Source organism: Intestinibacillus massiliensis (genome assembly GCF_900155735.1).
GTDB lineage: Bacteria > Bacillota > Clostridia > Oscillospirales > Butyricicoccaceae > Intestinibacillus > Intestinibacillus massiliensis.
This window is the reverse complement of sequence record NZ_LT707056.1, coordinates 102770-127320: the sequence shown is the minus strand read 5'-3', so window position 1 is coordinate 127320 and position 24551 is coordinate 102770. Positions and strand designations below refer to the sequence as shown.

Below are 24551 nucleotides of genomic sequence, written 5' to 3'. Positions count from 1 at the left end.
GCGGCGTCCCCGCGGCTCGGCGCAGCGCCGCGTATGGCGGCGGTGATGCCGGAACTGCCGGAGACCCCGGCGTCCCTGCTGGAGCAGGGCTTCGCGTTCTGCTATGTCGCGACCGGGAGCGGGGAGGCGCCCAGCTTTGAGGCGACCTACCTCGACCAGACGGCCGACGGCCGCGCGGCGTATTTCGCGGTCAAAAACGATATGAGCGTGCTGGAAAAGGCGCTGGCCGACCTGTCCAAGGGCGGTTTTGAGCCGCAGCAGCGCGACAGCGTGTCCGGCGTGCTGATCGACAGCAAGGCGGATCACGGCCTGATCATCGTCCTGTATCAGGATTAAACGGGCGCGGCGCGGTTTTAAAACCGCGCCGCGCTTGCTTTTTGCCCGCAGGGCGCGTATCATGGAGGGGAAAATAATAAATTACAGGGGGTAACACCATGTCGATGGAAAAGGCAAGGGCGCACCTGGCGTCCTTCGGCCTGGAAGGCCGTATCCAGGAGTTCACGGTATCGAGCGCGACGGTTGGGCTGGCGGCGGAGGCGGTCGGCTGCGAGCCGGCGCGCATCGCCAAGACGCTGTCCTTTGAAAACGGGGACGGGAGCATCCTGGTCGTCGCCGCGGGCGATGCCAAGGTCGACAACCGCAAGTTCAAGGACCGGTTCGGCCGCAAGGCGAAGATGCTTTCCGCGGACGAGGTCGAGGCGCGCATCGGCCACGGCGTGGGCGGCGTGTGCCCCTTCGGCGTGCGGGACGGCGTCGAGGTCTATACCGACGCGTCGCTGCAGCGTTTCGATACCGTGTACCCCGCGGCGGGCACGGCGGCCTCCGCGGTGCGCCTGTCGTGCGAGGAGCTGTACGAGGCCTCCGGCAGCCGCGGCTGGGTCGACGTATGCAAGGGGTGGGGGTGAACCCCCGCGCCCTTTGTGTATCTTTGTCAAAAAGCGCCTAAAATGCGCGGGGCGGCTGATGCAATATGCAAATTCAACGAAAATGCCGGAATATTTTCTATAAAGCGCTTGACTTTGGGAAGGGCGTGCAGTAAACTATAAGGGCACCTGCGAAAAGCAGGTCACGCGATGATGCCGGAGATTGCTGCCGTGGGCAGGTAACTTCGGCGGAGTAGGTCCGACAATCGGGCGGTTGAGACAACTGCTAATTAAAGTTCACGCAATGTTCCTGCGTAAGCTCGGGACTTCCGGCAATGGCCGGGCAGCCGACTGCACGAACCACTTGTGTGCCTTGGGGCCGGATTTCAAACACCATAGGTTTGTCCGGTTCATTTTATGCCCAAACGCGATACACGCGGAAGGGTTGCAGTTTCTCTCCGTACGCCGTCGACACATTATCATTATGTACGACAGTACACGAGGAGGAAAAAACAAAATGGCAAATGCTGAGAAGATCCGTATCAGGCTCAAAGCTTACGACAGCGAACTGATCGACCAGAGCGCAGAGAAGATCGTCGAGACCGCGAAGCGCACCGGCGCAAAGGTTTCCGGCCCGATCCCGCTGCCGACCGAGAAGGAGATCATCACCATCCTGCGCGCGGTCCACAAGTACAAGGACAGCCGCGAGCAGTTCGAGCGCCGCACCCACAAGCGCCTGATCGACATCCTGAACCCGGCGCAGAAGACCGTCGAGTCCCTGATGACGCTCGACCTGCCGGCCGGCGTGGACATCGAGATCAAGCTCTAATATCCCCGCAGCTTTCAAACAGACTGTAAGGCGCGCTCACGCACCTTATATACCAGCCGCGCACATGACTGGCGCGGCGGGGTCAAGTTGGCGGCATGGACCGTCAACCAATAACCTTTAAGGAGGAAATGTAAATGCAAAAGGCAATCATCGGCAAGAAGGTCGGCATGACCCAGATCTTCGACGCTGAGGGCAAGGTCATCCCGGTTACCGTTATCGAAGCCGGCCCCTGCACCGTAACCCAGCTCAAGACCGTTGAGAAGGAAGGCTACAGCGCCGTCCAGCTCGGTTTTGAGGATGTAAAGGAAAAGAAGCTGACCAAGCCGGAGGCCGGCCACCTGAAGAAGGCCGGCGAAGCGCTGAAGAAGTACCTCAAGGAGTTCCGCCTCGAGGACTGTTCCGCTTTCAACCTCGGCGACGTCATCAAGGCAGACATGTTCAAGGAAGGCGACTTTGTAGACGTCACCGGCGTTTCCAAGGGCAAGGGCTTCGCGGGCGTTATCAAGCGCTTCAACGCGGGCCGCTCCCCGATGACCCACGGCGCCGGCCCGATGCACCGCCATCAGGGCTCCATGGGCGCTTGCTCCGACCCGTCCAAGATCATGAAGGGCAAAATGATGCCTGGCCACATGGGCAACGAGCAGGTCACCGTACAGAACCTCGACGTTGTCAAGGTTGACGCAGAGATGAACCTGATCGCGGTCCGCGGCGCTATCCCGGGCCCCAAGGGCGGCATTGTGTTCCTGAAGAACACCGTCAAGAACAACAAGCTCGTCAAGGGCGAGGCCGGCGTCAGCAAGAACCCGCAGAAGGCCTCTGCAAGAAAGTAAGGGGAGGAGGAAATAGACAATGCCTACAGTAAAGGTTTACAATATGGCCGGCCAGCAGACCGGTGAAATGGAACTGAACGCGGCGGTTTTCGGCATCGAGCCGAACATGTCCGTTCTCCACGCGGCGGTTAAGAATTACCTCGCGAACAGAAGGCACGGCACCCAGTCCACGCTGACCCGCGCTGAGGTCCGTGGCGGCGGCATCAAGCCGTGGCGCCAGAAGGGCACCGGCCGCGCCCGCCAGGGCTCCATCCGCGCGCCCCAGTGGACGCACGGCGGCATCGCCCTCGGCCCGAAGCCCCGTTCCTACAACTACACGCTGAACAAGAAGGTCAAGCGTCTGGCAATGCTCTCCGCCCTGTCCGCCAAGGCGCAGGCCGGCGAGATCATCGTCGTAGACGGCCTGGATATGGGCGAGATCAAGACCAAGGTGTTCGCCCAGTTCCTCGCGAGCGTCGACTCCACCGGCAAGAGCCTGGTCGTCACCCCGGAGGTCCGCAAGAACGTCGTCAAGTCCGCGGCCAACATCCCGGGCGTGCGCACGACGGTCTCCAGCACCCTGAACGTTTACGACATCCTGCACGCCGACAAGTTCATCATCGACAAGGCGGCGGTTGAGAAGCTCCAGGAGGTGTACGCATAATGAAATTCGCACATGATGTGATCCGCAGACCGATCATCACCGAGCGCTCCATGGAGGGCCTGGCTGATAACAAATACACCTTCGAGGTTGCACGCGGCGCAGGCAAGATCGAGATCAAGAAGGCCGTTGAGGAAATCTTCGGCGTCAAGGTCGCCAAGGTCAACACCATCAAGCTGCCGGGCAAGTGGAAGCGCATGGGCGTCCACGTCGGCAAGCGCCCGGACGTCAAGAAGGCGGTCGTCACCCTGACGCCCGACTCCAAGAAGATCGAGATCTTCGAGAACATGATCTAAACTTGCATTTGATAGGCCGGCGGCTTATCAGGTGCCAAGCATATCCGGGCGCCGGGCATACGCGCGGCCCCCGATACCCTGCTGCGGCCGGTATGCGCCGCCGGCGGGGACGGCCCGGCTACGCGCCTTATGCATAATCCCCCGCGCCGTGCGCGGCTGGGGGCATGGGGCGTTTGCATAGGGTCCCTATGGGGAAGGAAAACCCCGATAACAAACATTGCGGTGCGCAGGGCGCGCAAAGCGTCGCGCATCCAACAAATTAAGGAGTTGAAACTACACAAATGGCGATCAAGACTTTCAACCCGACGACCCCTTCCAGAAGAAACATGACTGTTCTCTCCTACAAGGGCCTGTCTAAGGTGAAACCGGAGAAGAGCCTCCTTGAAAAGCTCAAGAAGAACGCCGGCCGCAACAGCTACGGCCGCATCACCGTCCGCCACCACGGCGGCGGCAACAAGCAGAAGTACCGCATTATCGATTTCAAGCGCCAGAAGATGGATATGCCGGCGACCGTCATGACCCTCGAGTATGACCCGAACCGCTCCGCGAATATCGCGCTGATCCAGTACGAAGACGGCGTAAAGGCCTATATCCTGGCGCCGGAAGGCCTCGTGATCGGCGACAAGGTCGTCTCTTCCGCGGCGGCCGACATCAAGCCGGGCAACTGCCTGCCGATCGAGAACATCCCGGTCGGTACCATGATCCACAACGTGGAGCTGTACCCGGGCAAGGGCGCGCAGCTTGTCCGTTCTGCCGGCGTTGCAGCGCAGCTGATGGCGAAGGAGAACGGCATGGCGCAGGTCCGCCTGCCCTCCGGCGAAGTCCGCTTCATCCGCCTCAACTGCAAGGCGACCATCGGCGTCGTCGGCAATTCCGACCATGCGAACGTCCAGATCGGCAAGGCCGGCCGTACCCGCCACATGGGTATCCGCCCGACCGTCCGCGGCTCTGTCATGAACCCCTGCGACCACCCGCACGGCGGCGGCGAAGGCAAGTCCCCGATCGGCCGCCCGTCCCCGGTTACCCCGTGGGGCAAGCCTGCTATGGGTTATAAGACGCGTAAGAAGCATCACCGCACGGACAAGATGATCGTCCGCCGTCGCAACGGTAAGTAAGGAAGGAGTTATTAAATATGGGCAGAAGCGTAAAGAAAGGCCCTTTTGTGGCTCCCGAGCTGCTTAAGAGGGTTGTAGAGATGAACGCGAAGGGCGAGAAGAAGGTGCTCAAGACCTGGTCTAGGGCGTCCACCATTTTCCCCGATTTCGTTGGTCATACGATTGCCGTACACGACGGCAGGAAGCACGTCCCGGTCTATGTGACCGAGGACATGGTAGGTCACAAGCTGGGTGAGTTCGCCCCGACGCGTACCTACAGGGGTCATGCGGGCAGCAGGACCTCCAATAACGGTAAGTAAGGGGAGGCACGATAACAAATGGAAGCTAAAGCTTATGTAAGAAACGTCCGAATCGCCCCTCGTAAGGTCAAGATCCTGTGCGACCTGATCCGCGGCAAGGACGCCGGCACGGCTGCGGCGATTATCATGAACACCCCGAAGGCTGCTTCGGAAATCATGATCAAGCTGCTCAAGAGCTGCGTTGCCAACGCGGAGAACAACCACAATATGGACACCGACAAGCTGTATATCAGCCAGGTGTTCGTTACGCCCGGCCCGGTTATGAAGCGCGTGATGCCGCGCGCCCAGGGCAGAGCGTTCCGGATCTTGAAGAGAACCTCCCATATCACGATGGTTCTCGCCGAAAAAGAATAAACGAGGAGGGTAACAATGGGCCAGAAAGTAAATCCGAACGGTCTCCGTGTCGGCGTTATTAAGAATTGGGATTCCCGCTGGTTCGCCAAGGACGCACAGTTCGGCGACCTTCTCGTGGAAGACTATAAAATCCGTAAGTACCTCAAGAAGCTGCTGTACGCCGCAGGCGTACCGGCGATCGAGATCGAGCGTACCAACAAGGACGTCAAGATCATGATCCAGTGCGCCCGTCCGGGCCTTGTCATCGGCAAGGGCGGCGAGGACATCCAGAAGCTTGAGGCCGACCTGACCAAGATGGTCGGCAAGCCGGTCAAGGTCTCCATCATCGAGATCAAGAACCCGGACACCAACGCAACCCTGGTTGCGGAGAATATCGCGCAGCAGCTGGAGAAGCGCATCGGCTTCCGCCGCGCGATGAAGCAGTCCATGGGCCGTGCAATGCGCATGGGCGCCAAGGGCATCAAGGTTTCCTGCGGCGGCCGCCTGGGCGGCGCGGAAATCGCCCGCACCGAGCACTACCACGAAGGCACCATCCCGCTGCAAACCCTGCGCGCGGACATCGACTACGGCTTCGCCGAGGCTGCGACCACCTACGGCCGCATCGGCGTAAAGGTATGGATCTACAAGGGTGAAGTCCTGCACGGCGGCCCGCGCCTGGGCCGCTCGATCGAGGCTCCGAAGCCGGCGTTTGAGCGCCGCGACCGCCGCGATCGCCGTGATGACCGCCGCGGCGGCCGTCGTGACTTCAACCGCAATGGTAACGGCGACCGCCGTGCACCCCGTCAGGAAGGAGGCAACCGCTAATGCTGCTCCCCAAGAGAGTTAAATACCGTCGCGTGCATCGCGGCCGCCTGAAGGGCAAGGCTACCCGTGGCAACTTCGTTTCCCACGGCGAGTTCGGCCTCCAGGCTACCGAGCCGGCCTGGATCACCTCCAACCAGATCGAGGCTGCCCGTATCGCCATGACCCGTTACACCAAGCGTGGCGGCCAGGTATGGATCAAGATTTTCCCGGATAAGCCGGTCACCGAGAAGCCGGCCGAAACCCGAATGGGTTCCGGTAAGGGTTCCCCGGAGTACTGGGTCGCAGTCGTCAAGCCGGGCCGCGTTCTGTTCGAGATCGCCGGCGTGCCGGAGGAGACTGCGCGTGAGGCGCTGCGTCTCGCCAGCCACAAGCTGCCCGTCAAGACGAAGTTCGTCCAGCGAGAGACCAAGATTGGTGGTGAAGAATGATGAAGGCAAACGAGATTAGAGAGATGACGGTCGAGGAGCTGAACACGAAGCTCGCAGACCTGAAGAAGGACCTGTTTAACCTCAGACTTCAGCATGCTACCAACCAGCTTGACAACCCGATGCAGATCACGGCGGTCAAGCGTGATATCGCAAGAGTGAACACCGTTCTCCGTGAGCGCGAGCTTGCGGCCAAGGCGTAAGGGAGGTAAGCGAAGTTGAACGAGAGAGCGTTCCGTAAGACGCGCGTCGGCAAGGTCGTATCCGATAAGATGGATAAGACAATCGTTGTCGCGATCGAGGATAGAGTACAGCACCCGCTGTATAAGAAGATCATCAAGAATACCTATAAGCTGAAGGCGCACGACGAAAACAACGAGTGCGGCATCGGCGACAAGGTTCGCGTGATGGAGACCCGCCCGCTGTCCAAGGACAAGAGATGGCGTCTGGTCGAGATCATCGAAAAGGCGAAGTAAGGAGGAGAACACATGATTCAGCAGGAAACTTACCTGCGCGCGGCGGATAACAGCGGCGCGAAGGAACTCAAGTGCATCCGTGTTCTCGGCGGCTCCACCCGTAGGTACGGCAACATCGGCGATGTGATCGTATGTTCGGTGCGCAAGGCGACCCCGGGCGGCGGCGTGAAGAAGGGCGATGTAGTCAAGGCTGTTATCGTCCGCACCGTCAAGGGCCTGCGCCGTGCGGACGGCAGCTACATCCGCTTTGACGAGAATGCGGCAGTTATCATCAAGGAAGATAAAAACCCCCGCGGCACCCGTATCTTCGGGCCTGTCGCGCGTGAGCTGCGCGACAAGGATTACATGAAGATCCTGTCGCTGGCCCCGGAAGTACTGTAAGGAGGTCGCCTGAATATGAATACACTGCACCTGAAAAAGGGCGACACGGCAGTCGTCCTCTCCGGCAAGGAGAAGGGCAAGCGCGGCAAGGTTATGAGCGTTGACCCGAAGAAGGGCATGGTCGTAATCGAAGGCGTAAACTTCGTGACCTGCCACCAGAAGCCCCGCCGACAGGGCGAGGCCGGCGGCATCGTAAAGCGCGAAGCAGCCCTGCGTGCCAGCAAGGTCATGCGCGTATGCCCGACCTGCGACAAGCCGACCCGCCCGGCGCATAAGGTACTTGAGAACGGCGCGAAGGCGACCGTCTGCAAGCACTGCGGCGCGGAAATTTAAGAGGAGGTAAACTGAAATCATGCCTAGAATGAAAGATAAGTATGTAAGTGAAGTTGCGCCTGCTCTTATGAAGAAGTTCGCTTACAAGTCCCCGATGCAGATCCCGAAGCTTGACAAGATCGTTGTCAACGTCGGCTGCGGCAAGGAGGCCAACGGCAACCCGAAGGTCCTCGAGTCCGTCGTGCGCGACATCACCGCGATCACCGGCCAGAAGGCCGTCGTCACCACGGCGAAGAAGTCCGTTGCGAACTTCAAGCTCCGCGAGGGCATGCCGGTCGGCGTCAAGGTCACCCTGCGCCAGGACAAGATGTGGGAGTTCCTCGACCGCCTGTTCAATATCGCGCTGCCGCGCGTGCGCGACTTCCGCGGCATCAACGGCAACTCTTTCGACGGCCGCGGCAACTACGCGTTCGGCCTCAAGGAGCAGCTGATTTTCCCGGAGATCGAGTACGACCAGATCGATAAGATCCGCGGTATGGACATCATCATCTGCACCACCGCGCAGACCGATGAAGAAGCAAAAGAGCTGCTGTCCCTGATGGGCGCGCCGTTCGAGAAGTAAGGAGGATTCTTAAACATGGCTAAGAAGGCAATGGTACTCAAGCAGCAGAAGACTCCGAAGTTCTCTACCCGCGCGTACAACCGCTGCAAGATCTGCGGCCGTCCGCACGCTTACCTGCGCGACTACGGCATCTGCCGTATCTGCTTCCGCGAGCTGGCTTACAAGGGCCAGATCCCGGGCGTGCGCAAGGCGAGCTGGTAAGCTACGGTTTACCAGGATATCCGGATAATGCTTTAAAACGTCAAAAAAACGCTCTGGGGCGTTGCCCACAGAGCGTTTTGACGGGAAAAAGCGCGGAATCTTTTGCAAAAGTTGGCACAATGACGCTTGTGGACACCGCATTCCCCGTGCTATAATAGGTGTAATCGCGGTTTTCTCAAATTGTGCCCCGCCGCCAGGGCGGGCAAAAGGAAATACGGTATAATGAATTGTTGGTCCGCCTGCGTGCGGACTGACAATTTGTTGTATATATCTGTCTGCCCACCGGGCAGGCAGCACCCCGGCCGCTGTCCGTAGAAAGGCTACGGCAGTGTATAGAAAAGTGGAGGGCAAACAGGCGAATCAGGGAACCCCGGGTGGTGCCGGGATGCCCGCAGATTGCTGCACTACCCTCAAACTTCTAGTAAAGGAGAATTGCATTTATGCAGATCACTGATCCCATCGCGGATATGCTGACCCGCATCCGCAACGCGGGTTCCGCCCGTCACGAAAGCGTTGACGTCCCGGCATCCAAAATGAAGAAGGCTATCGCACAGATCCTGCTGGACGAAGGCTATATCAAGAACTTCCAGCTCGTTGACGACGGTGCGCAGGGCCTCATCCGTATCGCCCTGAAGTACCAGGGCAGCCGCAACCAGGCGATTTCCGGCCTGAAGCGCGTTTCCAAGCCCGGCCTCCGTGTATACGCAGGCGCGCAGGAGCTCCCGAAGGTACTCCGTGGCCTTGGCGTCGCGATTGTTTCCACTTCCAAGGGCGTCATGACCGACAAGAAGGCTCGCGAGCTGAATGTCGGCGGTGAAGTCCTGGCGTTCGTATGGTAAGGAGGGTATAACATGTCTAGAATTGGTAGAATGCCCATCGCCATCCCCGCCGGCGTCACCGTAACGATGGACGCGGGTGTCATGACTGTCAAGGGCGCGAAGGCGACCCTGACGCGTGAAATCCACCCGAACATGACCGTAACGATCGGGGACGGCGAAATCGTCGTAACCCGCCCGAACGACCAGAAGGAAAACCGTTCGCTGCACGGCCTGACCCGCACCCTGATCAACAACATGGTTGTCGGCGTGACCGAGGGCTTCAAGAAGGAGCTGCAGGTCAACGGCGTCGGCTACCGTGTCGCCAAGCAGGGCAAGGACCTGGTGATGAACCTTGGCTATTCCCATCAGGTGGTCATGTCCGAGATCGAGGGCATCACGATCGACGTCCCGAGCCCGAACAGCATCATCATTTCCGGCCCTGACAAGCAGAAGGTCGGCCAGTTCGCGGCGGAAGTCCGCGAGAAGCGCCCGCCGGAGCCGTATAAGGGCAAGGGTATCAAGTATGTAGACGAGGTCATCCGCCGCAAGGAAGGCAAGACCGGCGCTAAGAAGAAGTAAAGGAAGGTGTGCCTAAATGGTTTCGAAGAAAGACTCTAACAAAGCGCGTCTGAAGCGTCACAAGAGAGTACGCGGCACGATTTCCGGTACTGCTGAGCGTCCGCGTCTGAATGTGTTTAGAAGCGCAAAGAATATCTACGCGCAGGTGATCGACGACGTAACCGGCGTCACCATCGCCTCCGCCTCGACCATCGAGAAGGACTTTGCACAGTATGGCGGCAACAAGGATGCTGCCAAGCTTGTCGGCCAGAAGGTCGCCGAGCGCGCCAAGGCCAAGGGCGTTACCGTTGTCGTATTCGACCGCGGCGGCTACCTGTACCACGGCCGTGTCAAAGAACTCGCTGACGGCGCCCGTGAGGGCGGCCTTCAGTTTTAAGTCGGGAGGAGGTAAAACATGGCTAAATTTGATAGAAACGATAAGAGAGAGGACGAGTTCAAAGAAACCGTCGTCTCCCTCAATCGCGTATCCAAGACTGTAAAGGGCGGCCGTATCTTTAAGTTCGCGGCGCTGGTCGTCGTGGGCGATGGCAAGGGCACCGTCGGTTTCGGTCTGGGTAAGGCCTCCGAAGTTCCTGACGCGATCCGCAAGGGCATCGAGGACGCCAAGAAGAACCTGATCAAGGTTTCCCTGAAGGGCACCAGCATCCCGCACGAGGTCATCGGCGAATTTGGCGCCGGCCGCGTGCTGCTGAAGCCGGCTGCCCCCGGTACCGGCGTTATCGCCGGCGGCGCGGTCCGTGCGGTCGTTGAGGCTGCGGGTATCAAGGACATCCGTACCAAGTGCCTGCGTTCCAACAACCCGCAGAACGTCGTAACCGCGACGATCGAGGGCCTGAAGTCCCTGCGTGACGCCGCCCAGGTCGCGGCTGTCCGCGGCAAAGACGTTTCCGAACTTTAAGGAGGGGTAATACAATGGCTAACATGAAGATTACCCTGAAAAAGAGCCTGGCGGGCCGCATTGAAAAGCACATCGCCACCGCTCACTCGTTAGGGTTAAAGAAGATTAATGATGTAACGATTCAGCCGGACAACGCGCAGACGCGCGGCAAGGTCGCCAAGATTGGCTATCTGCTCCAGGTTGATGAGAACGTATAAGGAGGTGTAAACCATGAAGCTTCAGAATTTACAGCCTTCTGAAGGCTCCGCGAAGAAGCCCTTCCGCAAGGGCCGCGGTGCAGGCTCCGGCAACGGCAAGACCGCAGGCCGCGGCCACAAGGGCCAGTGGGCCCGTTCGGGCGGCGGCGTCCGTCCCGGTTTTGAAGGCGGCCAGATGCCCCTGGCACGCCGCCTGCCGAAGCGTGGCTTCCACAACATTTTCGGCACCACCTACGCGCCGGTGAACGTATCTGCGCTCGACCGTTTTGAGGATGGCACCGAAGTTACGGCACAGTCCCTCGTCGAGGCTGGCATCGTCAAGAACCAGCTGGACGGCGTTAAAATCCTCGGCAGCGGCGAGCTGACCAAGAAACTGACCGTCAAGGCAGCGGCTTTCTCGGCTTCCGCTAAGGAAAAGATCGAAAAGGCAGGCGGAAAGGCCGAGGTGGTATGAGGTGTTTGAAACCTTCAAGAACGCCTGGCGTATTCCGGAACTGAAGAAAAAGATCCTTTATACGCTCTTTATTCTGCTGATTTTCCGAATTGGCGCGTCCATCCCGGTACCGTTTATCGACCTTCAGGGCCTGAAAACGCTGTTCTCTTCCGCGGATTACGCGAACAGCATGCTCGGCTTTGTTAACGTGTTTACCGGCGGCGGCCTGTCCAATGCAACCCTTTTCGCAATGTCCATCACCCCCTACATCAACGCCTCGATCATCCTGCAGCTTTTGACGGTTGCGATCCCGGCGCTCGAGCGTATGGTGAAGGAAAACGGCGAAGAGGGCCGCAAGAAGATCGCGAGCTGGACCCGTTACCTCGGCGTTGCGCTCGGTCTTCTGCAGGGCTTCACCTACTACACCATGCTGCGCGCCCAGAACCTGCTGACGCAGCGCGACGTCTGGACCGGTATCGTCATCGTCATGAGCTTTACCGCGGGCACCGCGTTCATCATCTGGCTGGGTGAGCATATCACCGAAAACGGCATCGGCAACGGTATCTCCATCATCCTGTTCGCGGGCATTATCTCCCGCGGCCCGTCGATGGTCAACGGCATGTACAACCTGATCAAGAACGGCAGCGCGAACATCCTGATCGCCGCCCTGATCCTGGTCGTCGGCATCGCGCTGATCGTGTTTGTCGTATTCATGTCGAACGCCGAGCGCCGGATCCCCATCCAGTATGCCAAGCGCGTCGTAGGCCGTAAGATGTACGGCGGCCAGTCCACGCACCTGCCGATCAAGGTATCCGCGTCGGGCGTTATGCCGATCATCTTCGCCTCCTCGATCATGTCCCTGCCCACCACGATCGGCATTTTCTACAAGCCGGCGTCGGGCAGCTTCGGCTGGCATATCATGAACCTGTTTAACCACACCCACCCGTTCTATATTGTTGTGTATCTGCTGCTGATCGTCGCATTTTCTTATTTCTATGCGGCAATCCAGTTTAATCCGGTGGAAATTGCCAATAATCTGAAAAAGAACGGCGGCTTTATCCCGGGCTTCCGCCCCGGCAAGCCGACGAGCGACTTTATCACCAAGGCGCTCGGCAAGGTCACTTTTGTCGGTTCCATCTTCCTGGGCGTTGTCGCCGCGCTGCCGCTGGTAATCGCTGCGTTCAACTCCAGCCTGTCCGGCGTTGCGCTGGGCGGCACTTCCGTGCTGATCGTCGTCGGCGTTGCGCTCGATACGGTCAAGCAGATGGAAGCCCAGATGATGATGCGTCACCACAAGGGATTCCTTGAATAACGGGAGGCATTTTCTGTGAAGCTGATTTTACTCGGCGCTCCGGGCGCCGGTAAGGGCACCCTGGCGGCATACCTCATCGACAAGATGGGGGTGCCGTCGGTGTCCACCGGCAACATTCTCCGTGAGGCCATTAAGAACAAGACCGCGCTTGGCCTGAGCGCCAAGCAGTATATGGATGCGGGGCAGCTTGTCCCGGATGAAGTGGTCATCGGCATGCTGCGCGAGCGCATCGCGCAGGACGATTGCAAGGGCGGCTTTATCCTCGACGGTTTCCCGCGCACCATCCCCCAGGCGGAGGCGCTCGATACCATTGCGGAGATCGACTGCGCGCTGTCCCTGGAAGTCCCGGACGAGGTGATCGAGGCCCGTATGACCGGCCGCCGCGTCTGCCTGAAGTGCGGCGCGACCTATCACATTGTTGCCAACCCGCCGAAGGCGGATGGCGTGTGCGATAAGTGCGGCGACGGCCTGCACACCCGTTCCGATGACAAGCCCGATGTCGTGGCCGACCGCCTCGCGACCTACCATGCGCAGACCGAGCCCCTCAAGGGCTACTACGGCGCGCAGGGCAAGCTGAAGAGCATCGACGGCACGCAGGGGATCGAAAAGACCCAAGGCTTTGCGGCCGCTGCACTGGGGCTTTAAGCATGATTAATATCAAGTCCGAGCATGAGCTTGCGCTCATGCGGACGGCCTGCCGCTTGACAGCGGTCGCCCGTAAGGCGGCCGCCGACGCGGTGAGGCCGGGGGTTACTACAGGCGAGATCGACCGGATTGTCCGCAAGACGATCGAGGATGCGGGCGCTACGCCCTCCTTCCTCGGCTACGGCGGCTTCCCGGGGAGCGCCTGCGTATCCATCAACGACGAGGTTATCCACGGTATCCCCTCGCCCAAACGGGTGATCCATGAGGGCGATATCGTCAAGGTCGACGTGGGCGCCTATATCGGCGGCTTCCATGGCGACTGCGCGGCGACCATCCCCTGCGGGGAGGTTTCCGAGGAGGCCAAGAAGCTGATCGAGGTAACCCGGCAGAGCTTCTATGAGGGTATCCGGTACGCCCGCGAGGGCTGCCGCATCTCCGATATTTCCAGCGCGGTGCAGGCCTATGTGGAGGCGCACGGCTTTTCGGTCGTACGCAGCTATGTGGGGCACGGCGTAGGCGCCGCCCTGCACGAGTCGCCCGAAATCCCGAATTTCGGCCGGCCGGGGCATGGGGTACGGCTCCAGCGGGGTATGACCCTTGCAATTGAGCCCATGGTCAACGCGGGCGTGTACGACGTCAAGGTCCTGCCGGACGGCTGGACCGTCAAGACACGGGACGGCAGGCTGTCGGCGCACTACGAGAACACTGTTGCAATCACCGATGGGGAGCCCGAGATTCTGACGAATATCGACGGCGAGGTACTGTAACGATGGAATCCCATAAATCCGACATCGTTTTATCGCTGAAGGGCAGGGACAAGGGGATGCTGCTGCTCGTCCTGGACGAGGATGACACATGCCTTTACCTGGCCAACGGCAGGCAGCGGCGGGCGGAAAGCCCGAAGCGCAAAAAGCGCGCCCATGTTTCCCACCAGGGGGCGTGCGACGAAAAGACGCGTGAAAAGCTGCTTGCCGCAGGCAAGCTGTCCAACAGCGATATCCGCAAGGCCCTTGCCCTCTGGACAGGGGAAACGGGCTCAGACTGACCAAGGGAGGAGAATTTTTAGCGTATGGCAAAAGATGACGTAATTGAACTGGAAGGTACCGTCATAGAGGCGCTGCCCAACGCAATGTTCCAGGTGGAGCTTCCCAACGGGCACAAGATCCTGGCCCACATTTCCGGCAAGCTCCGCATGAACTTTATCCGCATTCTACCCGGCGACAAGGTCACTGTTCAGATGTCGCCTTACGACCTGACCCGCGGTCGTATCACCTGGCGCTCCAAGTAATTTGGACGCACCGGGGATGAAAAAGCGGGCGGAGGCGCGTCAAGTGGCCCGAGCGCCAGTGGTCGCCGGCCGGGGAGGCCGTGTGTCCCATCCCACCAATAAATGATGGAGGTAAAACGATCATGAAGGTAAGACCGTCTGTAAAGCCGATCTGCGAGAAGTGCAAGATCATCCGCCGCAAGGGCAAGGTAATGGTCATCTGCGTAAACCCGAAGCACAAGCAGAAGCAGGGCTGACGCATAGGAGGCTTAGAAGCCCCTATCTGCAAAATGGGATCCCCGTTTTGCAACCCCAATGACGCCGCCCATGGCGGCTGTACCGGGGATATAAGGCCCGGAAAAACCGGGCTTTCTATAAGGGCGCGCGCCTTTGGCGCGGGCTCATCCGTAAGTGGACACGACAAGCATGCACGCAGGTGCAGCGCTGCAGGGGCGGGGGCGGCCCCTATACTGTGTCTGCCAACACGCCCCAGCGAATATTTCGGAGGTTTATAGAAATATGGCACGTATTGCCGGTGTTGACCTGCCCCGCGAAAAGCGCGTGGAGATCGGCCTGACCTACGTCTTCGGCATTGGCCGCAAGACTGCAAATGAAATCTTAGAGAAGACCGGAGTAAATCCGGATACCCGCGTCAAGGACCTGACCGAGGACGAGGCTGCCCGTCTGCGCGAAGCGATTGACAAGGATTATACCGTGGAAGGCGACCTCCGCCGTGAGATCGGCCTGAACATCAAGCGCCTGGTTGAAATCGGCTGCTACCGTGGCATCCGCCACCGCCGCGGCCTGCCGGTACGCGGTCAGCGTACCAAGACCAACGCGCGCACCCGCAAGGGTCCGAAGAAGACCATTGCGAACAAGAAGAAGTAAGGAGGGAGCGAACAAATGGCTAAGGTACAGAAAAAGGGCGCTGTCAGAACGAAGCGCCGCGAGCGCAAGAATATTGAAAAGGGCGCGGCTCATATCCGCTCCTCCTTCAATAATACCATCGTAACCATCACCGACCTCAACGGCAATGCCCTGTCCTGGGCGTCCGCAGGCGAGATGGGCTTCCGTGGCAGCCGTAAGTCCACGCCGTTCGCGGCGCAGACCGCTGCTGAGACGGCTGCAAAGGCTGCGATGGAGCACGGCCTCAAGACGGTTGAAGTTTATGTCAAGGGCCCCGGCTCCGGACGTGAAGCAGCCATCCGTGCACTGCAGGCAACCGGCCTGGAAGTAACGATGATCAAGGACGTAACCCCGATCCCGCACAACGGCTGCCGTCCGCCCAAGAGAAGAAGAGTCTAATAGAGGAGGATACTTTAAATGGCAAAGAATATGCAGCCCGTTCTGAAGAGATGCAAGACCCTGGGTCTGTCTCCCGCGGTTCTGGGTTATTCCAAGAGCACCAAGAGGAACCCGAAGCAGTCCCGCCGCAAGCAGTCCGAATACGGCATGCAGCTGGCTGAGAAGCAGAAGGTAAAGTTCATTTACGGCGTCCTCGAGAAGCCTTTCCATAAGTACTATGAGAAGGCGGAGAAGAAGCAGGGCATCACCGGCGAAATCCTGCTGCAGGAGCTGGAGCGCCGCCTGGATAACGTCGTATTCCGTATGGGCTTTGCGAACACCCGCCGTGAGGCGCGCCAGCTCGTAAACCACGCGCACTTCACCGTAAACGGCCAGCGCGTCAACATCCCGTCCTACCAGGTCAAGATGGGCGACGTGATCGCGGTCTGCGAGAAGTCCCGCTCCACCACCAAGTTCAAGACCCTGCTCGAGGAGAACGGCAAGAAGGCCATGCCGAAGTGGATCGACAAGGATAAGGACACCTTTGAAGGCAAGATCATTGCGATGCCCACCCGTGACGACATCGACTACGAAGTCGCCGAGCATCTCATCGTCGAGTTGTACTCCAAATAAGCCGGACCCTCTCATTTTATGGGTTGTGTCCGGGCTTACCCGGGTGCAATCATGGAAAGTTTTTGGCCGAACGTAAAGGAGGGTACCAGTAATGATCGAAATCGAAAAGCCGCGCATCGACTGCGAAGAACTGAAGGAGGATGGCTCCTACGGCAAGTTCGTAGTCGAGCCGCTCGAACGCGGATACGGCACCACGCTGGGCAATTCCCTGCGCCGCATCCTGCTGTCTTCCCTGCCCGGTACCGCTGCGAGCAGCATTAAGATCGCAGGCGTACAGCACGAGTTCTCCACCATCCCGGGCGTCAAGGAAGATGTGACCGAAATCGTCCTCAATGTAAAGGGCATCATTGCCAAGCTGCATTGCGACGGTCCCAAGACGGTCTATATCGAAGCGGCCGGCGAGGGCGAAGTCAAGGCGGGCGATATCCATGCCGACGGCGAGGTCGAGATCCTGAATCCGGACCTGCACATCGCGACGCTTATGGGCGACGCGCGCCTGTCCATGGAGATAACGCTGTCTTCCGGCCGTGGTTATGTACCGGCGGAACGCAACAAGCAGTATCAGACCGCCATCGGCGTGATCCCGGTCGATTCCATCTATACTCCGGTATATAAATGCAATTACACGGTGGAAAACACCCGTGTTGGCAATATGACCGATTATGACAAGCTGACGCTTGAAGTCTGGACGGACTGCACCATCGCCGCGAAGGATGCGGTCAGCCTGGGCGCCAAGGTCCTGCGCGACCATCTCGACCTGTTCGTAGACCTGTCCGAGGAGATCGGCTCCAAGTCCACGGTCGTCGAAAAGGCGGAGGCGCAGCACGACAAGGTACTCGAAATGACCATTGAGGAGCTTGACTTCTCCGTGCGTTCCTTCAACTGCCTGAAGCGTGCCGGCATCAACACGGTGGAAGACCTCATCAACACGTCTGAGGACGACATGATGAAGGTCCGCAACCTGGGCCGCAAGTCGCTTGAAGAGGTCATCAGCAAGCTGGAGGCCATGGGCCTGAGCCTTGCCAAGAACGAAGATTAAGCGCGGCTTAAGCCTTCAATCGTACACGGCCGCGGCCGTTTATCCCATGCACCGATGCGGGATCGGGGCGCGCATGCCGCGCCCCCGCCCGCTGAACATACGTTAACCTTATCATAGGAGGTATCATTTCATGGCAGGAAACCGTAAGCTCGGCAGAGCGACCGACCATAGAATGGCGATGCTGCGCGCAATGGTTACCTTTCTGCTGGAAAATGGCAGAATTGAGACCACTGTCGCCCGCGCCAAGGAAGTTGGCCCCCTCGCTGAAAAAATGATTACGCTGGGCAAGAAGAACACGCTTGCCTCCCGTCGTCAGGCGATGGGCTTCATCACCAAGGAAGCTGTTGTCGCAAAGCTGTTCTCTGACATCGCCCCGGGCTATGAGCAGAGAAACGGCGGCTACACCCGCATCATCAAGACCGGCCCCCGCCGCGGCGACTGCGCCGAGATGGCGATCATCGAGCTGGTATAATTACTGATCGTGCAAAAAAATCGTCCCCTTCCTTTTGGGAAGCGGACGATTTTTTTATGCCCCGGCGGCCGCGTCCCCGGTTGCCCGGGCGGCGCAGGCTTTGCAGGGGCGGTAGCCGAACAGGCTGAGCGGGAAACCCTCGCCGCATCGCGCGCAGAAATCCCCATCCGGCAGCAGGGGGCAGCCGTCCAGATGGATGGTGCGCTGTACCGGGTCGAGCACATAGGGCAGGTTGGCGTAGGCGGACGGCTCCTGCCGCTGCATCATGGCAATGCAAAGGCTGAAGCCGTCGCCGACGCCGCAAAATTCCCCGTGAAACCAGCTGAACATCCAAACCAGCCACAGTAGGATGAAAAACCGGAGCGCATATCGGTCAATCGGGAACTTGTAGTTTAAAATTCTCATATTCAACCTCATAACTATCATTATATAGGTAATATTACTTATATAGATTATTATACTACAGAAGAGATTCTTGTACAATAGCTATGTTATGGAGGGATCTCAATGCGCACACTGGATTATAAAGCGATTGGGCAACGGGTCAAAAGCATCCGGAAGTCGCGGAATTTCACGCAAGAGCAACTGGCGGATTTCGTCGATTCATCGACTTCACATATCAGCAATATCGAGTGCGGCTCTACAAAAGCCAGCTTACCGATGCTGATTGCATTATGTAACGCCCTTGGCGTTACGGTGAATGAACTGCTCGCTGATTGTGTTGCCGCCGCCGCCCGCCCGCAGTTCGAGCGCGACCTCGCGCGGATTGTGGACGACTGTACCGACGCCGAATTGCGCGCGATTGTAGACCTCGCCGCCGCGGCAAAGGATACCCTGCGGCGCAACTTCGCGCCGCCCGCGGACGATTGACATGCCATAGTGCCATAATCGGTGATGATATGAAAATTAATTTTGAAGAAATCGGGGATCGCATTCGGCGTAAGCGTATAGAGCGGCATATTACGCAGGAAATGCTGTCAGAAATGTCAGGGCTGTCAATCCCGCAAATCAGCAGGATTGAATGCGGCAAAAGCGATTTTCGCATGCAAGCACTGGTCGGTATTTGCAATGCATTGCAGATTACTGCCGACCTTTTGTTATATGATGTGATAGATACCGCCGCCCGCCCGCAGTTTGAGCGCGACCTCGCGCGGATTGTGGACGACTGTTCCGACGCTGAGCTGCGCGCGATTGTAGACCTCGCCGCCGCGGCAAAGGATATCCTGCGGCGCAACTTCGCACCGCCCGCGGACGATTGACATGCCATAATCACGATTGAAATGTACCGTGTTTGATTTTAAAGGGGAATCCGTACATGCAAGGTTTTTATGAAGCCCTGGCCAGCGAAAGAAAAAATGACGCATTGCCCGAAGCGTTTAACTATTTTGGGAAGCTGGTCGGCAGTTGGAAAATCCATTATGCCGAGGGCGGCAATGCCCGCGCCATCGAAGGCGAATGGCATTTTTCATGGGTCCTTGAAGGGATGGCAATCCAGGACGTCATTATCCTGCCTGATTATGAATATGGGACGTCACTCCGTATCTACAATCCCGATACGCACGCTTGGGACGTCGCTTATGGCTATACAGGGAAAATCATACGGCTGGAAGCAAGGAAACAGGGCGAAATGGTCATCCTGACCTACACCGGTGATGAAAATCGGAAGTGGGTCTTTGTCAAGATTGATGAGGATCGATTCCATTGGCAGAACGTAACGGTAAAAGGGGATGGCGAGTGGCATATCAATGCGGAAATATTTGCGGAACGTGCCTGAGATAAGCAGGATGTGAAGCGCGCCAACCGTGGAACTTCGCGCCGTCCGTGGACGGTTGCCATTGGCATTTGCAATATAAAAGGCGGCCTCGGAAGAGGCCGCCTTTGATTGTGCCTGCTTTTCAGGTTAAGGGGGTTTCCCGCCCGTTGATCACGACGCTTTGCACCTGCGCCATGTCGGGGAACAGGCGGTTGCCGTCCGCGTCCACCGGGTCGAGGGTCAGCACATGCAGGCTTTTGCCGTCGTATTGCCCCGCCCGGACTTGCAGCGGGATTTCCGTGCCGTCCTGCATGCGGTAAGCCACGGACAGCTGGTGCCCGTCATAGGCCAGGTCAAACACGCTCACGTCTTCGGCCGTGCGTACCGTCAGCAGCGCGCCGAGGGTGGACACGTCGATCTTATCGAGTGAAAGCGTGGCGCCGCCGGCCTCGAGATCGTAGCCCAGGCGCAGCGAACGTTCGGTCTTGTTTTCCGCCTTGAAGGAGAGCAGGAACGGTTTGTCCGTCAGGATATCGAACAGCGAATACTCCAGTTCAACCTGGAGGTAAGGCAGGTCGCCGATGGTGAAGTCCGGCACCAGGCAGACCTGGAAGCTGTCCCCGGTTTCCGCGTCCGACCAGACGCCTTGCGTGCCGCCGTATTCATGGCGCACGCCCGTGCGGGTATCGGTCACGGCAGTGACGTACACGCCATAGCAGGCGGTGTTGCCGGACATGGGCTTATCGTCGCCATCCATGTGGAACGCGATGCCGAGGCCGTCGCCCACCGCGGCGACCGTGCCCTGCACCTCCGGGAACTGCCCGTCCAGCGGCAAGCGCACGGGCGCGGTTTCCTGCTGGCNTTCATGCGGCGGCGGGCAGCGCGTCCCGCACGGCGCTCGTCCTGCGCCGCGGCGAGTACGCGCGCCTGCAGATCACCGGGCGGGTGAATGCCCTGCTGCAGGCTGCGGTAAGGGTTCTTCTTGTCCATCATCGGTTCCTCCTTCCAAAAGCCCTTTGAGGGCGGTACGCGCCCGGTGCAGCCGGGTGCGCACCGTCGCGGCGCTGCAGCCCGTGAGCTGCGCGATCTCCTCCGTGCGGTAGCCCTCCGCGTAGTAAAGGTGCACGGCCGTCCGCTGGTGCGGCGACAGCGCCGCGACCGCCTCCCAGAGCGCCGCAGTCTGTTCGTCCTGCGGCGGGGGGACGGCTTGGTCTACAAGCGGCGCGCGCCGCTGCCAGGGGCTGCGCCACAGGCTGTGGCAGCAATTGAGCGTGACGCGCAGCAGCCAGGCCTTGAGGTGCCCGTCGCCGTCAAACTTCGTGGGGTCGCGCAGCAGGCGCAGGAAAACCTCCTGGTAGACGTCCTCCGCGTCCTGCACGCGCTGCATCCGGCAGAGCGCCAGGCGGTACACCGCGTCCCCATGCGCGGCCATGGCTTCCGACAGGAAAGCGTCGGTACGCAGTACATGTTCCATTTGTTTGCCCCTCCTTTCACCCTTAACACGCGCCGCGCGGCCGGGATGTTCCCGCGCCCTGAAATTTTTTTCCGGGCAAAGCAAACGCCGGGGGCGTTCCCGTCCCCGGCGTTATCATGCCTTGAAAAAGTCGCGCGTCTCCTGCACGTTCTGCGCGATTGCGGCCTTCAGCTCCTCCACCGAGGCGAAGGCGCGCTCGGGGCGCAGGAACTTGTGCAGCTCCACGTGGATCATCTTGCCGTACAGGTCGCCGGTGTAATCCAGCAGGTGCGGCTCGATCGTCGGCGCGCCGCCGTCCACAAAGGTCGGCTTGATGCCGATATTGGTCGCGGCGAGGTGCGCCTGCCCGTCCACCAGCACGCGCGTGGCGTACACGCCGTAGGGCGGCAGCGCCATTTCGGGCGGCAGGGCGAGGTTGACCGTCGGCACGCCGAGCACCCGCCCGCCGACCTTGCGGCCGTGCTGGACGATCCCCGTCACGGTATAGGGGTGGCCGAGGAAGCGCGACGCGCCCTCCATGTCGCCCTGGGAAATGAGCTGGCGGATATACGTCGAGGAGACGACGACGCCGTCGACCGTCACGTCTTCGATGCAGTCGTACCCCACGCCGAGGCGGGCGCATTCCGCGGCCATGCCCTCCGCGGTCCCCAGCCCCTTGTAGCCGAAGCGGTTGTTCCGGCCGGAGATGATGTAGCACGCGCCGAACTGCCCGACCAGCAGCTCGGAGATGAAGTCGCGCCAGTCCATCGTGCGCATCCGCTCGTCAAAGTGGCCGAAAATCACCTCGTCCACGCCGCCGAGGCGCTTGATCTCCTCCCGGCGGTAGGCGTTTGCGGTGATGAGCGGCACCTGGCGGCCGAGCACGACCGAATCCGGGTGCACGTCGAACGTGAACACCGCGGACATGGCGCCGTTCTCCTTGGCGCGCAGGACGGCGCGCTCCATCAGGGCGCGGTGCCCGAGGTGCACGCCGTCAAAATAACCGAGCGCGATGGCGCGCCGGACTTTCTGCTGTGTCATGGGAAAACCCCCAGTGGAAAAATTAATGTGTCGGCAGGGCTGCCGCGCTAGAAGTTCTTATGTACGAACAGCGCCAGGCCGCCCTTTTGCAGCGTGCCCACGCGGCCGAGCATCAGGAAACGGCCGTCGTAATAGGCGCGGCACAGCGCGCCTGGCTCCATCGGCATCCCGGGCGCGTGCTCGGGCGCGATGAACGCGCCGGACTGCGCGCGGGTAAAGCCGTAGCCGTCCAGGTCGGCGCGCGGGTAGGCGAGGAACAGGCTGTCGGTCGGGCGCAGCAGGGAGGGGAGCCACCCCTCCGCCGCGGCCTGCTCGACCGAGGCGAAGGAATGCGCCTGCGCGAGCGGGTACGCGCCCGACCGCGTGCGCACCAGGCTGTGCATCGCGGCCAGCGTGCCGAGCCGCCGCCCGAGGTCGTCGACGAGCGTGCGGACATAGGTGCCCTTGCTCGCCACCACGCGGAACGTCCCTTGCTGCGCGTCCCCGTCAAAGGACAGCAGCCCGATTTCGTGCACCGTGATGGGGCGCGCGGGGCGCGCGACCTCCTTGCCCTGCCGGGCGAGGTCATACAGCTTTTTGCCGCCGATCTTGACGGCGGAGTACATGGGCGGCACCTGTTCCTGCGGCCCCAGGAAGCCGCGCAGCGCGGCTTCGACCGCGTCGCGCGACGCGGTGCGGCCGCTCGTTTCCAGGGTCTCGCCGGTCGTATCCTGCGTGTCGGTGCGGAAGCCGAGCGTAAAGCCGGCCACATACTCCTTGTCCTGCGCGGCCGCGTAATCGGCGGCGCGCGTCGCGCCCCCGACGAACACCGGCAGCACGCCGGTCGCCATCGGGTCGAGCGTGCCGCCGTGGCCGATTTTCCGGGTCTTCAGGATGCCGCGCAGCTTGGCCACCACGTCATGCGAGGTAAACCCGGCGGGCTTGTCCATAATCAGCACGCCGGACAGCGTGCCCTGCGCCTCAGCCATGGTACACCGCCCGGGACAGCGACAGCAGGCGCTCCCGCGCCTCCGCGAGCGAGGCGAACGACGCGCCCGCCGCGCGCAGGTGGCCGCCGCCGCCGCACTGCTGGCACAGGGCGGACGCATCGACCTCGCGGGTCGTGCGCACCGAGGCCTTGCAGGTGCCGTCGCGGTTTTCGGTCAGCGTCAGGCCGATTTCGACGCCCTCGATCTGCCGGGGCAGCGCCGCGATCGAGTCGAGGTCGTCCGGCGTGGCCGCTGTGCGGTCGATGTCCGCGCGGTACAGCGTCGCAAGCGCGATGTTGCCGTCCTCGAAAAACTCCATGGTATCGAAAATGATGCGCTCCATTTCAAAGCGCGGGCGGCTCTTGGTCTCGAACAGCACGCGGTTCCACTCGCCGCCGTCCAGGCCGGTCGTCAGGCAGGCCGCCGCGACCGCGTGGGTGTGCGGCGTGGTGTTGGAGTAGCGGAAACAGCCGGTATCGGTCGAAACGCCTACATACAGCGATTCCGCGATCTCCAGCGTCAGCGGCACGCCCATCGCCATCAGCACATCGTAAATGACCTCCGCGCACGCGCCCGCCTCCGGGGAGACCAGGTTCTTACCGCCGAACAGCGGGTTCGAGCGGTGGTGGTCGATGGCCAGGCCGATGCGCCCCTCATAGCTCTTGGCGTTGTCCGTGAACAGGCCGTAATCCGCAATATCGGTCGTAACGACAAACTGCGGGTTAAAACCGTCCTCCGGATAACAGGGGGTAATCAGCGGGGCATAGCGTTTGGTAATCTCCGGGTTCGGCAGGATAAAGGCGCGCTTGCCCAGCGCGCGCAGGCCGCGGCACAGCGCGCCCGCACAGCCGGCGGTGTCGCCGTCGGGGCGGCGGTGGGTCAGGATCAGGATATCGTCCGCGTCGAGCAGCGCGCGCGCCGCCTCGGGTACGGTTACGGGGACGCCCATGCTTTTAGCCCTCCTTATCGGGATGATCTTCCAGCTTGTGGAGCAGCTCGGAAATGTGCGCGCCGTGTACGATCGATTGATCCAGATGGAACTGGAGCTCGGGCGCGTAGCGGAGCTGCACCTTGTGCGCCACCTCGCGGCGCAGGTAGCCGGAGGCGGATTTCAGGCCGCGCATGACGGCCTTTGCGTCGTCCTCGGAGCCGAGGACGGAGATATAGGCCTTGGCGTAGCGCAGGTCGCCCGTCACTTCGCAGCGGGTGACCGAGACCAGGCCGCCGGATACGCGGGGGTCCTTGAGCGTGCGGATGCACTCCGCGAGCGCCTTCATGACCTCCTCGGAAATACGGTCAATACGGGTAGACATAGGGTAAAAACCTCCTTTGCAGAGGACAGTAAACTAGC

44 protein-coding genes are annotated in these 24551 nt (G+C 60.3%); 37 read left to right on the top strand and 7 right to left on the bottom strand.

Annotation, left to right across the window (positions count from 1 at the left end):
* The 34 genes from CZ203_RS14605 to rplQ all read left to right on the top strand — a co-directional run.
* On the top strand, window positions 1–336 hold a 336-nt coding region (locus CZ203_RS14605; RefSeq protein WP_159456386.1), incomplete at its 5' end, for a hypothetical protein.
* A gap of 98 nt (window positions 337–434) precedes the next feature.
* Window positions 435–905: a YbaK/EbsC family protein gene (locus tag CZ203_RS05875; protein ID WP_087065225.1), complete on the top strand. Its 471-nt coding sequence runs from the start codon at window positions 435–437 to the stop codon at window positions 903–905.
* A gap of 475 nt (window positions 906–1380) precedes the next feature.
* Window positions 1381–1692 carry a 30S ribosomal protein S10 gene (rpsJ, locus tag CZ203_RS05870; protein WP_087065224.1) on the top strand — a complete coding sequence of 104 codons (312 nt, stop codon included), beginning with the start codon at window positions 1381–1383 and terminating at the stop codon, window positions 1690–1692.
* Between the two features lie 134 nt (window positions 1693–1826).
* Window positions 1827–2522, top strand: a complete 696-nt coding sequence (rplC, locus tag CZ203_RS05865) for a 50S ribosomal protein L3 (protein WP_087065223.1) — start codon at window positions 1827–1829, stop codon at window positions 2520–2522.
* Between the two features lie 19 nt (window positions 2523–2541).
* Window positions 2542–3165 (top strand): 50S ribosomal protein L4, encoded by a 624-nt coding sequence (gene rplD / locus CZ203_RS05860; RefSeq protein ID WP_087065222.1) that lies wholly within the window; start codon window positions 2542–2544, stop codon window positions 3163–3165.
* Window positions 3165–3458 (top strand): 50S ribosomal protein L23, encoded by a 294-nt coding sequence (gene rplW / locus CZ203_RS05855; RefSeq protein ID WP_087065221.1) that lies wholly within the window; start codon window positions 3165–3167, stop codon window positions 3456–3458. The genes rplD and rplW overlap by 1 nt, the downstream gene beginning before the upstream one ends.
* Before the next feature lie 281 nt (window positions 3459–3739).
* Window positions 3740–4573, top strand: a complete 834-nt coding sequence (gene rplB, locus CZ203_RS05850) for a 50S ribosomal protein L2 (RefSeq protein ID WP_087065220.1) — start codon at window positions 3740–3742, stop codon at window positions 4571–4573.
* A 17-nt stretch (window positions 4574–4590) separates the two neighbouring features.
* Window positions 4591–4872, top strand: a complete 282-nt coding sequence (rpsS, locus tag CZ203_RS05845) for a 30S ribosomal protein S19 (RefSeq protein ID WP_087065219.1) — start codon at window positions 4591–4593, stop codon at window positions 4870–4872.
* Between the two features lie 18 nt (window positions 4873–4890).
* Complete coding sequence (rplV, locus tag CZ203_RS05840; protein WP_087065218.1) at window positions 4891–5226, top strand: 50S ribosomal protein L22; 336 nt, start codon at window positions 4891–4893, stop codon at window positions 5224–5226.
* A 15-nt stretch (window positions 5227–5241) separates the two neighbouring features.
* Window positions 5242–6030: a 30S ribosomal protein S3 gene (gene rpsC / locus CZ203_RS05835; RefSeq protein ID WP_087065217.1), complete on the top strand. Its 789-nt coding sequence runs from the start codon at window positions 5242–5244 to the stop codon at window positions 6028–6030.
* Window positions 6030–6458, top strand: coding sequence for a 50S ribosomal protein L16 (gene rplP, locus CZ203_RS05830; RefSeq protein ID WP_087065216.1), 429 nt, complete (start codon window positions 6030–6032; stop codon window positions 6456–6458). Before rpsC ends, rplP begins: the two co-directional genes overlap by 1 nt.
* Complete coding sequence (rpmC, locus tag CZ203_RS05825) at window positions 6458–6658, top strand: 50S ribosomal protein L29 (RefSeq protein WP_087065233.1); 201 nt, start codon at window positions 6458–6460, stop codon at window positions 6656–6658. Before rplP ends, rpmC begins: the two co-directional genes overlap by 1 nt.
* Before the next feature lie 15 nt (window positions 6659–6673).
* On the top strand, window positions 6674–6931 hold the full coding sequence (gene rpsQ, locus CZ203_RS05820) for a 30S ribosomal protein S17 (protein WP_087065215.1): 258 nt from the start codon (window positions 6674–6676) through the stop codon (window positions 6929–6931).
* 12 nt (window positions 6932–6943) lie between these two features.
* Complete coding sequence (gene rplN, locus CZ203_RS05815; protein ID WP_087065214.1) at window positions 6944–7312, top strand: 50S ribosomal protein L14; 369 nt, start codon at window positions 6944–6946, stop codon at window positions 7310–7312.
* A gap of 15 nt (window positions 7313–7327) precedes the next feature.
* Window positions 7328–7645 carry a 50S ribosomal protein L24 gene (rplX, locus tag CZ203_RS05810; RefSeq protein ID WP_087065213.1) on the top strand — a complete coding sequence of 106 codons (318 nt, stop codon included), beginning with the start codon at window positions 7328–7330 and terminating at the stop codon, window positions 7643–7645.
* 19 nt (window positions 7646–7664) lie between these two features.
* Window positions 7665–8207 carry a 50S ribosomal protein L5 gene (rplE, locus tag CZ203_RS05805; protein ID WP_087065212.1) on the top strand — a complete coding sequence of 181 codons (543 nt, stop codon included), beginning with the start codon at window positions 7665–7667 and terminating at the stop codon, window positions 8205–8207.
* Window positions 8208–8222: 15 nt separating this feature from the next.
* Window positions 8223–8408 carry a type Z 30S ribosomal protein S14 gene (locus tag CZ203_RS05800; protein WP_087065211.1) on the top strand — a complete coding sequence of 62 codons (186 nt, stop codon included), beginning with the start codon at window positions 8223–8225 and terminating at the stop codon, window positions 8406–8408.
* A gap of 440 nt (window positions 8409–8848) precedes the next feature.
* Window positions 8849–9247 carry a 30S ribosomal protein S8 gene (gene rpsH / locus CZ203_RS05795; RefSeq protein WP_087065210.1) on the top strand — a complete coding sequence of 133 codons (399 nt, stop codon included), beginning with the start codon at window positions 8849–8851 and terminating at the stop codon, window positions 9245–9247.
* Window positions 9248–9259: 12 nt separating this feature from the next.
* Window positions 9260–9805 (top strand): 50S ribosomal protein L6, encoded by a 546-nt coding sequence (gene rplF / locus CZ203_RS05790; RefSeq protein ID WP_087065209.1) that lies wholly within the window; start codon window positions 9260–9262, stop codon window positions 9803–9805.
* Window positions 9806–9821: 16 nt separating this feature from the next.
* On the top strand, window positions 9822–10181 hold the full coding sequence (gene rplR, locus CZ203_RS05785; protein ID WP_087065208.1) for a 50S ribosomal protein L18: 360 nt from the start codon (window positions 9822–9824) through the stop codon (window positions 10179–10181).
* Between the two features lie 18 nt (window positions 10182–10199).
* Window positions 10200–10703, top strand: coding sequence for a 30S ribosomal protein S5 (gene rpsE / locus CZ203_RS05780; RefSeq protein ID WP_087065207.1), 504 nt, complete (start codon window positions 10200–10202; stop codon window positions 10701–10703).
* 14 nt (window positions 10704–10717) lie between these two features.
* Window positions 10718–10900, top strand: coding sequence for a 50S ribosomal protein L30 (rpmD, locus tag CZ203_RS05775; RefSeq protein ID WP_087065206.1), 183 nt, complete (start codon window positions 10718–10720; stop codon window positions 10898–10900).
* Between the two features lie 13 nt (window positions 10901–10913).
* A complete protein-coding gene (rplO, locus tag CZ203_RS05770) occupies window positions 10914–11354 on the top strand; it encodes a 50S ribosomal protein L15 (RefSeq protein WP_087065205.1) in 441 nt (146 codons plus the stop codon).
* 1 nt (window position 11355) lies between these two features.
* Complete coding sequence (secY, locus tag CZ203_RS05765) at window positions 11356–12645, top strand: preprotein translocase subunit SecY (RefSeq protein ID WP_087065204.1); 1290 nt, start codon at window positions 11356–11358, stop codon at window positions 12643–12645.
* 15 nt (window positions 12646–12660) lie between these two features.
* Window positions 12661–13290, top strand: a complete 630-nt coding sequence (locus tag CZ203_RS05760; RefSeq protein ID WP_087065203.1) for an adenylate kinase — start codon at window positions 12661–12663, stop codon at window positions 13288–13290.
* Between the two features lie 2 nt (window positions 13291–13292).
* The gene (gene map, locus CZ203_RS05755) at window positions 13293–14057 is read left to right on the top strand and encodes a type I methionyl aminopeptidase (protein WP_087065202.1); all 765 of its coding nucleotides are present in this window, start codon (window positions 13293–13295) and stop codon (window positions 14055–14057) included.
* A 2-nt stretch (window positions 14058–14059) separates the two neighbouring features.
* A complete protein-coding gene (locus CZ203_RS05750; RefSeq protein ID WP_087065201.1) occupies window positions 14060–14335 on the top strand; it encodes a KOW domain-containing RNA-binding protein in 276 nt (91 codons plus the stop codon).
* A gap of 24 nt (window positions 14336–14359) precedes the next feature.
* Window positions 14360–14578, top strand: coding sequence for a translation initiation factor IF-1 (infA, locus tag CZ203_RS05745; protein ID WP_016148769.1), 219 nt, complete (start codon window positions 14360–14362; stop codon window positions 14576–14578).
* A gap of 122 nt (window positions 14579–14700) precedes the next feature.
* Window positions 14701–14814 (top strand): 50S ribosomal protein L36, encoded by a 114-nt coding sequence (gene rpmJ, locus CZ203_RS05740; RefSeq protein ID WP_087065200.1) that lies wholly within the window; start codon window positions 14701–14703, stop codon window positions 14812–14814.
* Between the two features lie 262 nt (window positions 14815–15076).
* Window positions 15077–15445, top strand: coding sequence for a 30S ribosomal protein S13 (rpsM, locus tag CZ203_RS05735; protein WP_087065199.1), 369 nt, complete (start codon window positions 15077–15079; stop codon window positions 15443–15445).
* A 15-nt stretch (window positions 15446–15460) separates the two neighbouring features.
* Window positions 15461–15862 carry a 30S ribosomal protein S11 gene (rpsK, locus tag CZ203_RS05730; protein WP_087065198.1) on the top strand — a complete coding sequence of 134 codons (402 nt, stop codon included), beginning with the start codon at window positions 15461–15463 and terminating at the stop codon, window positions 15860–15862.
* A gap of 18 nt (window positions 15863–15880) precedes the next feature.
* The gene (gene rpsD, locus CZ203_RS05725) at window positions 15881–16474 is read left to right on the top strand and encodes a 30S ribosomal protein S4 (protein WP_087065197.1); all 594 of its coding nucleotides are present in this window, start codon (window positions 15881–15883) and stop codon (window positions 16472–16474) included.
* A 91-nt stretch (window positions 16475–16565) separates the two neighbouring features.
* On the top strand, window positions 16566–17513 hold the full coding sequence (locus CZ203_RS05720; protein WP_087065196.1) for a DNA-directed RNA polymerase subunit alpha: 948 nt from the start codon (window positions 16566–16568) through the stop codon (window positions 17511–17513).
* Window positions 17514–17643: 130 nt separating this feature from the next.
* Window positions 17644–17985: a 50S ribosomal protein L17 gene (gene rplQ, locus CZ203_RS05715; RefSeq protein WP_087065195.1), complete on the top strand. Its 342-nt coding sequence runs from the start codon at window positions 17644–17646 to the stop codon at window positions 17983–17985.
* Between the two features lie 54 nt (window positions 17986–18039).
* On the opposite strand, the gene CZ203_RS05710 is transcribed toward rplQ, so the two are convergent.
* Window positions 18040–18390 (bottom strand): hypothetical protein, encoded by a 351-nt coding sequence (locus tag CZ203_RS05710; RefSeq protein ID WP_087065194.1) that lies wholly within the window; start codon window positions 18388–18390, stop codon window positions 18040–18042.
* A gap of 102 nt (window positions 18391–18492) precedes the next feature.
* Between CZ203_RS05710 and CZ203_RS05705 the strand changes: the two genes are divergently transcribed.
* From CZ203_RS05705 to CZ203_RS05695, 3 genes are read left to right on the top strand one after another with little or no spacing between them, the layout of a single operon-like run.
* Window positions 18493–18855 (top strand): helix-turn-helix domain-containing protein, encoded by a 363-nt coding sequence (locus CZ203_RS05705; protein ID WP_087065193.1) that lies wholly within the window; start codon window positions 18493–18495, stop codon window positions 18853–18855.
* A 29-nt stretch (window positions 18856–18884) separates the two neighbouring features.
* Window positions 18885–19244: a helix-turn-helix domain-containing protein gene (locus tag CZ203_RS15260; RefSeq protein WP_087065192.1), complete on the top strand. Its 360-nt coding sequence runs from the start codon at window positions 18885–18887 to the stop codon at window positions 19242–19244.
* A 56-nt stretch (window positions 19245–19300) separates the two neighbouring features.
* Window positions 19301–19759, top strand: coding sequence for a hypothetical protein (locus tag CZ203_RS05695; RefSeq protein WP_087065191.1), 459 nt, complete (start codon window positions 19301–19303; stop codon window positions 19757–19759).
* Between the two features lie 121 nt (window positions 19760–19880).
* On the opposite strand, the gene CZ203_RS05690 is transcribed toward CZ203_RS05695, so the two are convergent.
* From CZ203_RS05690 to rbfA, 6 genes are all read right to left on the bottom strand, one after another.
* The gene (locus CZ203_RS05690) at window positions 19881–20579 is read right to left on the bottom strand and encodes a hypothetical protein (protein WP_087065190.1); all 699 of its coding nucleotides are present in this window, start codon (window positions 20577–20579) and stop codon (window positions 19881–19883) included.
* Between the two features lie 93 nt (window positions 20580–20672).
* Window positions 20673–21212: an RNA polymerase sigma factor gene (locus tag CZ203_RS05685; RefSeq protein ID WP_087065189.1), complete on the bottom strand. Its 540-nt coding sequence runs from the start codon at window positions 21210–21212 to the stop codon at window positions 20673–20675.
* 114 nt (window positions 21213–21326) lie between these two features.
* Window positions 21327–22232 carry a riboflavin biosynthesis protein RibF gene (gene ribF, locus CZ203_RS05680; protein ID WP_087065188.1) on the bottom strand — a complete coding sequence of 302 codons (906 nt, stop codon included), beginning with the start codon at window positions 22230–22232 and terminating at the stop codon, window positions 21327–21329.
* Window positions 22233–22279: 47 nt separating this feature from the next.
* Window positions 22280–23200 carry a tRNA pseudouridine(55) synthase TruB gene (truB, locus tag CZ203_RS05675; RefSeq protein ID WP_087065187.1) on the bottom strand — a complete coding sequence of 307 codons (921 nt, stop codon included), beginning with the start codon at window positions 23198–23200 and terminating at the stop codon, window positions 22280–22282.
* A complete protein-coding gene (locus CZ203_RS05670) occupies window positions 23193–24149 on the bottom strand; it encodes a DHH family phosphoesterase (protein WP_087065186.1) in 957 nt (318 codons plus the stop codon). The genes truB and CZ203_RS05670 overlap by 8 nt, the downstream gene beginning before the upstream one ends.
* 4 nt (window positions 24150–24153) lie before the next feature.
* Window positions 24154–24513, bottom strand: coding sequence for a 30S ribosome-binding factor RbfA (gene rbfA / locus CZ203_RS05665; RefSeq protein ID WP_087065185.1), 360 nt, complete (start codon window positions 24511–24513; stop codon window positions 24154–24156).
* Window positions 24514–24551: the final 38 nt, after the last annotated feature.

Excerpts from the sequence above, each read along its gene's own strand:
- CZ203_RS05875 (WP_087065225.1), top strand. The coding sequence starts at position 435 with ATGTCGATGGAAAAGGCAAGGGCGCACCTGGCGTCCTTCGGCCTGGAA.
- rpsJ (WP_087065224.1), top strand. The coding sequence starts at position 1,381 with ATGGCAAATGCTGAGAAGATCCGTATCAGGCTCAAAGCTTACGACAGC.
- rplC (WP_087065223.1), top strand. The coding sequence starts at position 1,827 with ATGCAAAAGGCAATCATCGGCAAGAAGGTCGGCATGACCCAGATCTTC.
- rplD (WP_087065222.1), top strand. The coding sequence starts at position 2,542 with ATGCCTACAGTAAAGGTTTACAATATGGCCGGCCAGCAGACCGGTGAA.
- rplW (WP_087065221.1), top strand. The coding sequence starts at position 3,165 with ATGAAATTCGCACATGATGTGATCCGCAGACCGATCATCACCGAGCGC.
- rplB (WP_087065220.1), top strand. The coding sequence starts at position 3,740 with ATGGCGATCAAGACTTTCAACCCGACGACCCCTTCCAGAAGAAACATG.
- rpsS (WP_087065219.1), top strand. The coding sequence starts at position 4,591 with ATGGGCAGAAGCGTAAAGAAAGGCCCTTTTGTGGCTCCCGAGCTGCTT.
- rplV (WP_087065218.1), top strand. The coding sequence starts at position 4,891 with ATGGAAGCTAAAGCTTATGTAAGAAACGTCCGAATCGCCCCTCGTAAG.
- rpsC (WP_087065217.1), top strand. The coding sequence starts at position 5,242 with ATGGGCCAGAAAGTAAATCCGAACGGTCTCCGTGTCGGCGTTATTAAG.
- rplP (WP_087065216.1), top strand. The coding sequence starts at position 6,030 with ATGCTGCTCCCCAAGAGAGTTAAATACCGTCGCGTGCATCGCGGCCGC.
- rpmC (WP_087065233.1), top strand. The coding sequence starts at position 6,458 with ATGAAGGCAAACGAGATTAGAGAGATGACGGTCGAGGAGCTGAACACG.
- rplN (WP_087065214.1), top strand. The coding sequence starts at position 6,944 with ATGATTCAGCAGGAAACTTACCTGCGCGCGGCGGATAACAGCGGCGCG.
- rplX (WP_087065213.1), top strand. The coding sequence starts at position 7,328 with ATGAATACACTGCACCTGAAAAAGGGCGACACGGCAGTCGTCCTCTCC.
- rplE (WP_087065212.1), top strand. The coding sequence starts at position 7,665 with ATGCCTAGAATGAAAGATAAGTATGTAAGTGAAGTTGCGCCTGCTCTT.
- CZ203_RS05800 (WP_087065211.1), top strand. The coding sequence starts at position 8,223 with ATGGCTAAGAAGGCAATGGTACTCAAGCAGCAGAAGACTCCGAAGTTC.
- rpsH (WP_087065210.1), top strand. The coding sequence starts at position 8,849 with ATGCAGATCACTGATCCCATCGCGGATATGCTGACCCGCATCCGCAAC.
- rplF (WP_087065209.1), top strand. The coding sequence starts at position 9,260 with ATGTCTAGAATTGGTAGAATGCCCATCGCCATCCCCGCCGGCGTCACC.
- rplR (WP_087065208.1), top strand. The coding sequence starts at position 9,822 with ATGGTTTCGAAGAAAGACTCTAACAAAGCGCGTCTGAAGCGTCACAAG.
- rpsE (WP_087065207.1), top strand. The coding sequence starts at position 10,200 with ATGGCTAAATTTGATAGAAACGATAAGAGAGAGGACGAGTTCAAAGAA.
- rpmD (WP_087065206.1), top strand. The coding sequence starts at position 10,718 with ATGGCTAACATGAAGATTACCCTGAAAAAGAGCCTGGCGGGCCGCATT.
- rplO (WP_087065205.1), top strand. The coding sequence starts at position 10,914 with ATGAAGCTTCAGAATTTACAGCCTTCTGAAGGCTCCGCGAAGAAGCCC.
- map (WP_087065202.1), top strand. The coding sequence starts at position 13,293 with ATGATTAATATCAAGTCCGAGCATGAGCTTGCGCTCATGCGGACGGCC.
- CZ203_RS05750 (WP_087065201.1), top strand. The coding sequence starts at position 14,060 with ATGGAATCCCATAAATCCGACATCGTTTTATCGCTGAAGGGCAGGGAC.
- infA (WP_016148769.1), top strand. The coding sequence starts at position 14,360 with ATGGCAAAAGATGACGTAATTGAACTGGAAGGTACCGTCATAGAGGCG.
- rpmJ (WP_087065200.1), top strand. The coding sequence starts at position 14,701 with ATGAAGGTAAGACCGTCTGTAAAGCCGATCTGCGAGAAGTGCAAGATC.
- rpsM (WP_087065199.1), top strand. The coding sequence starts at position 15,077 with ATGGCACGTATTGCCGGTGTTGACCTGCCCCGCGAAAAGCGCGTGGAG.
- rpsK (WP_087065198.1), top strand. The coding sequence starts at position 15,461 with ATGGCTAAGGTACAGAAAAAGGGCGCTGTCAGAACGAAGCGCCGCGAG.
- rpsD (WP_087065197.1), top strand. The coding sequence starts at position 15,881 with ATGGCAAAGAATATGCAGCCCGTTCTGAAGAGATGCAAGACCCTGGGT.
- CZ203_RS05720 (WP_087065196.1), top strand. The coding sequence starts at position 16,566 with ATGATCGAAATCGAAAAGCCGCGCATCGACTGCGAAGAACTGAAGGAG.
- rplQ (WP_087065195.1), top strand. The coding sequence starts at position 17,644 with ATGGCAGGAAACCGTAAGCTCGGCAGAGCGACCGACCATAGAATGGCG.
- CZ203_RS05710 (WP_087065194.1), bottom strand. The coding sequence starts at position 18,390 with ATGAGAATTTTAAACTACAAGTTCCCGATTGACCGATATGCGCTCCGG.
- CZ203_RS05705 (WP_087065193.1), top strand. The coding sequence starts at position 18,493 with ATGCGCACACTGGATTATAAAGCGATTGGGCAACGGGTCAAAAGCATC.
- CZ203_RS15260 (WP_087065192.1), top strand. The coding sequence starts at position 18,885 with ATGAAAATTAATTTTGAAGAAATCGGGGATCGCATTCGGCGTAAGCGT.
- CZ203_RS05695 (WP_087065191.1), top strand. The coding sequence starts at position 19,301 with ATGCAAGGTTTTTATGAAGCCCTGGCCAGCGAAAGAAAAAATGACGCA.
- CZ203_RS05685 (WP_087065189.1), bottom strand. The coding sequence starts at position 21,212 with ATGGAACATGTACTGCGTACCGACGCTTTCCTGTCGGAAGCCATGGCC.
- ribF (WP_087065188.1), bottom strand. The coding sequence starts at position 22,232 with ATGACACAGCAGAAAGTCCGGCGCGCCATCGCGCTCGGTTATTTTGAC.
- truB (WP_087065187.1), bottom strand. The coding sequence starts at position 23,200 with ATGGCTGAGGCGCAGGGCACGCTGTCCGGCGTGCTGATTATGGACAAG.
- CZ203_RS05670 (WP_087065186.1), bottom strand. The coding sequence starts at position 24,149 with ATGGGCGTCCCCGTAACCGTACCCGAGGCGGCGCGCGCGCTGCTCGAC.
- rbfA (WP_087065185.1), bottom strand. The coding sequence starts at position 24,513 with ATGTCTACCCGTATTGACCGTATTTCCGAGGAGGTCATGAAGGCGCTC.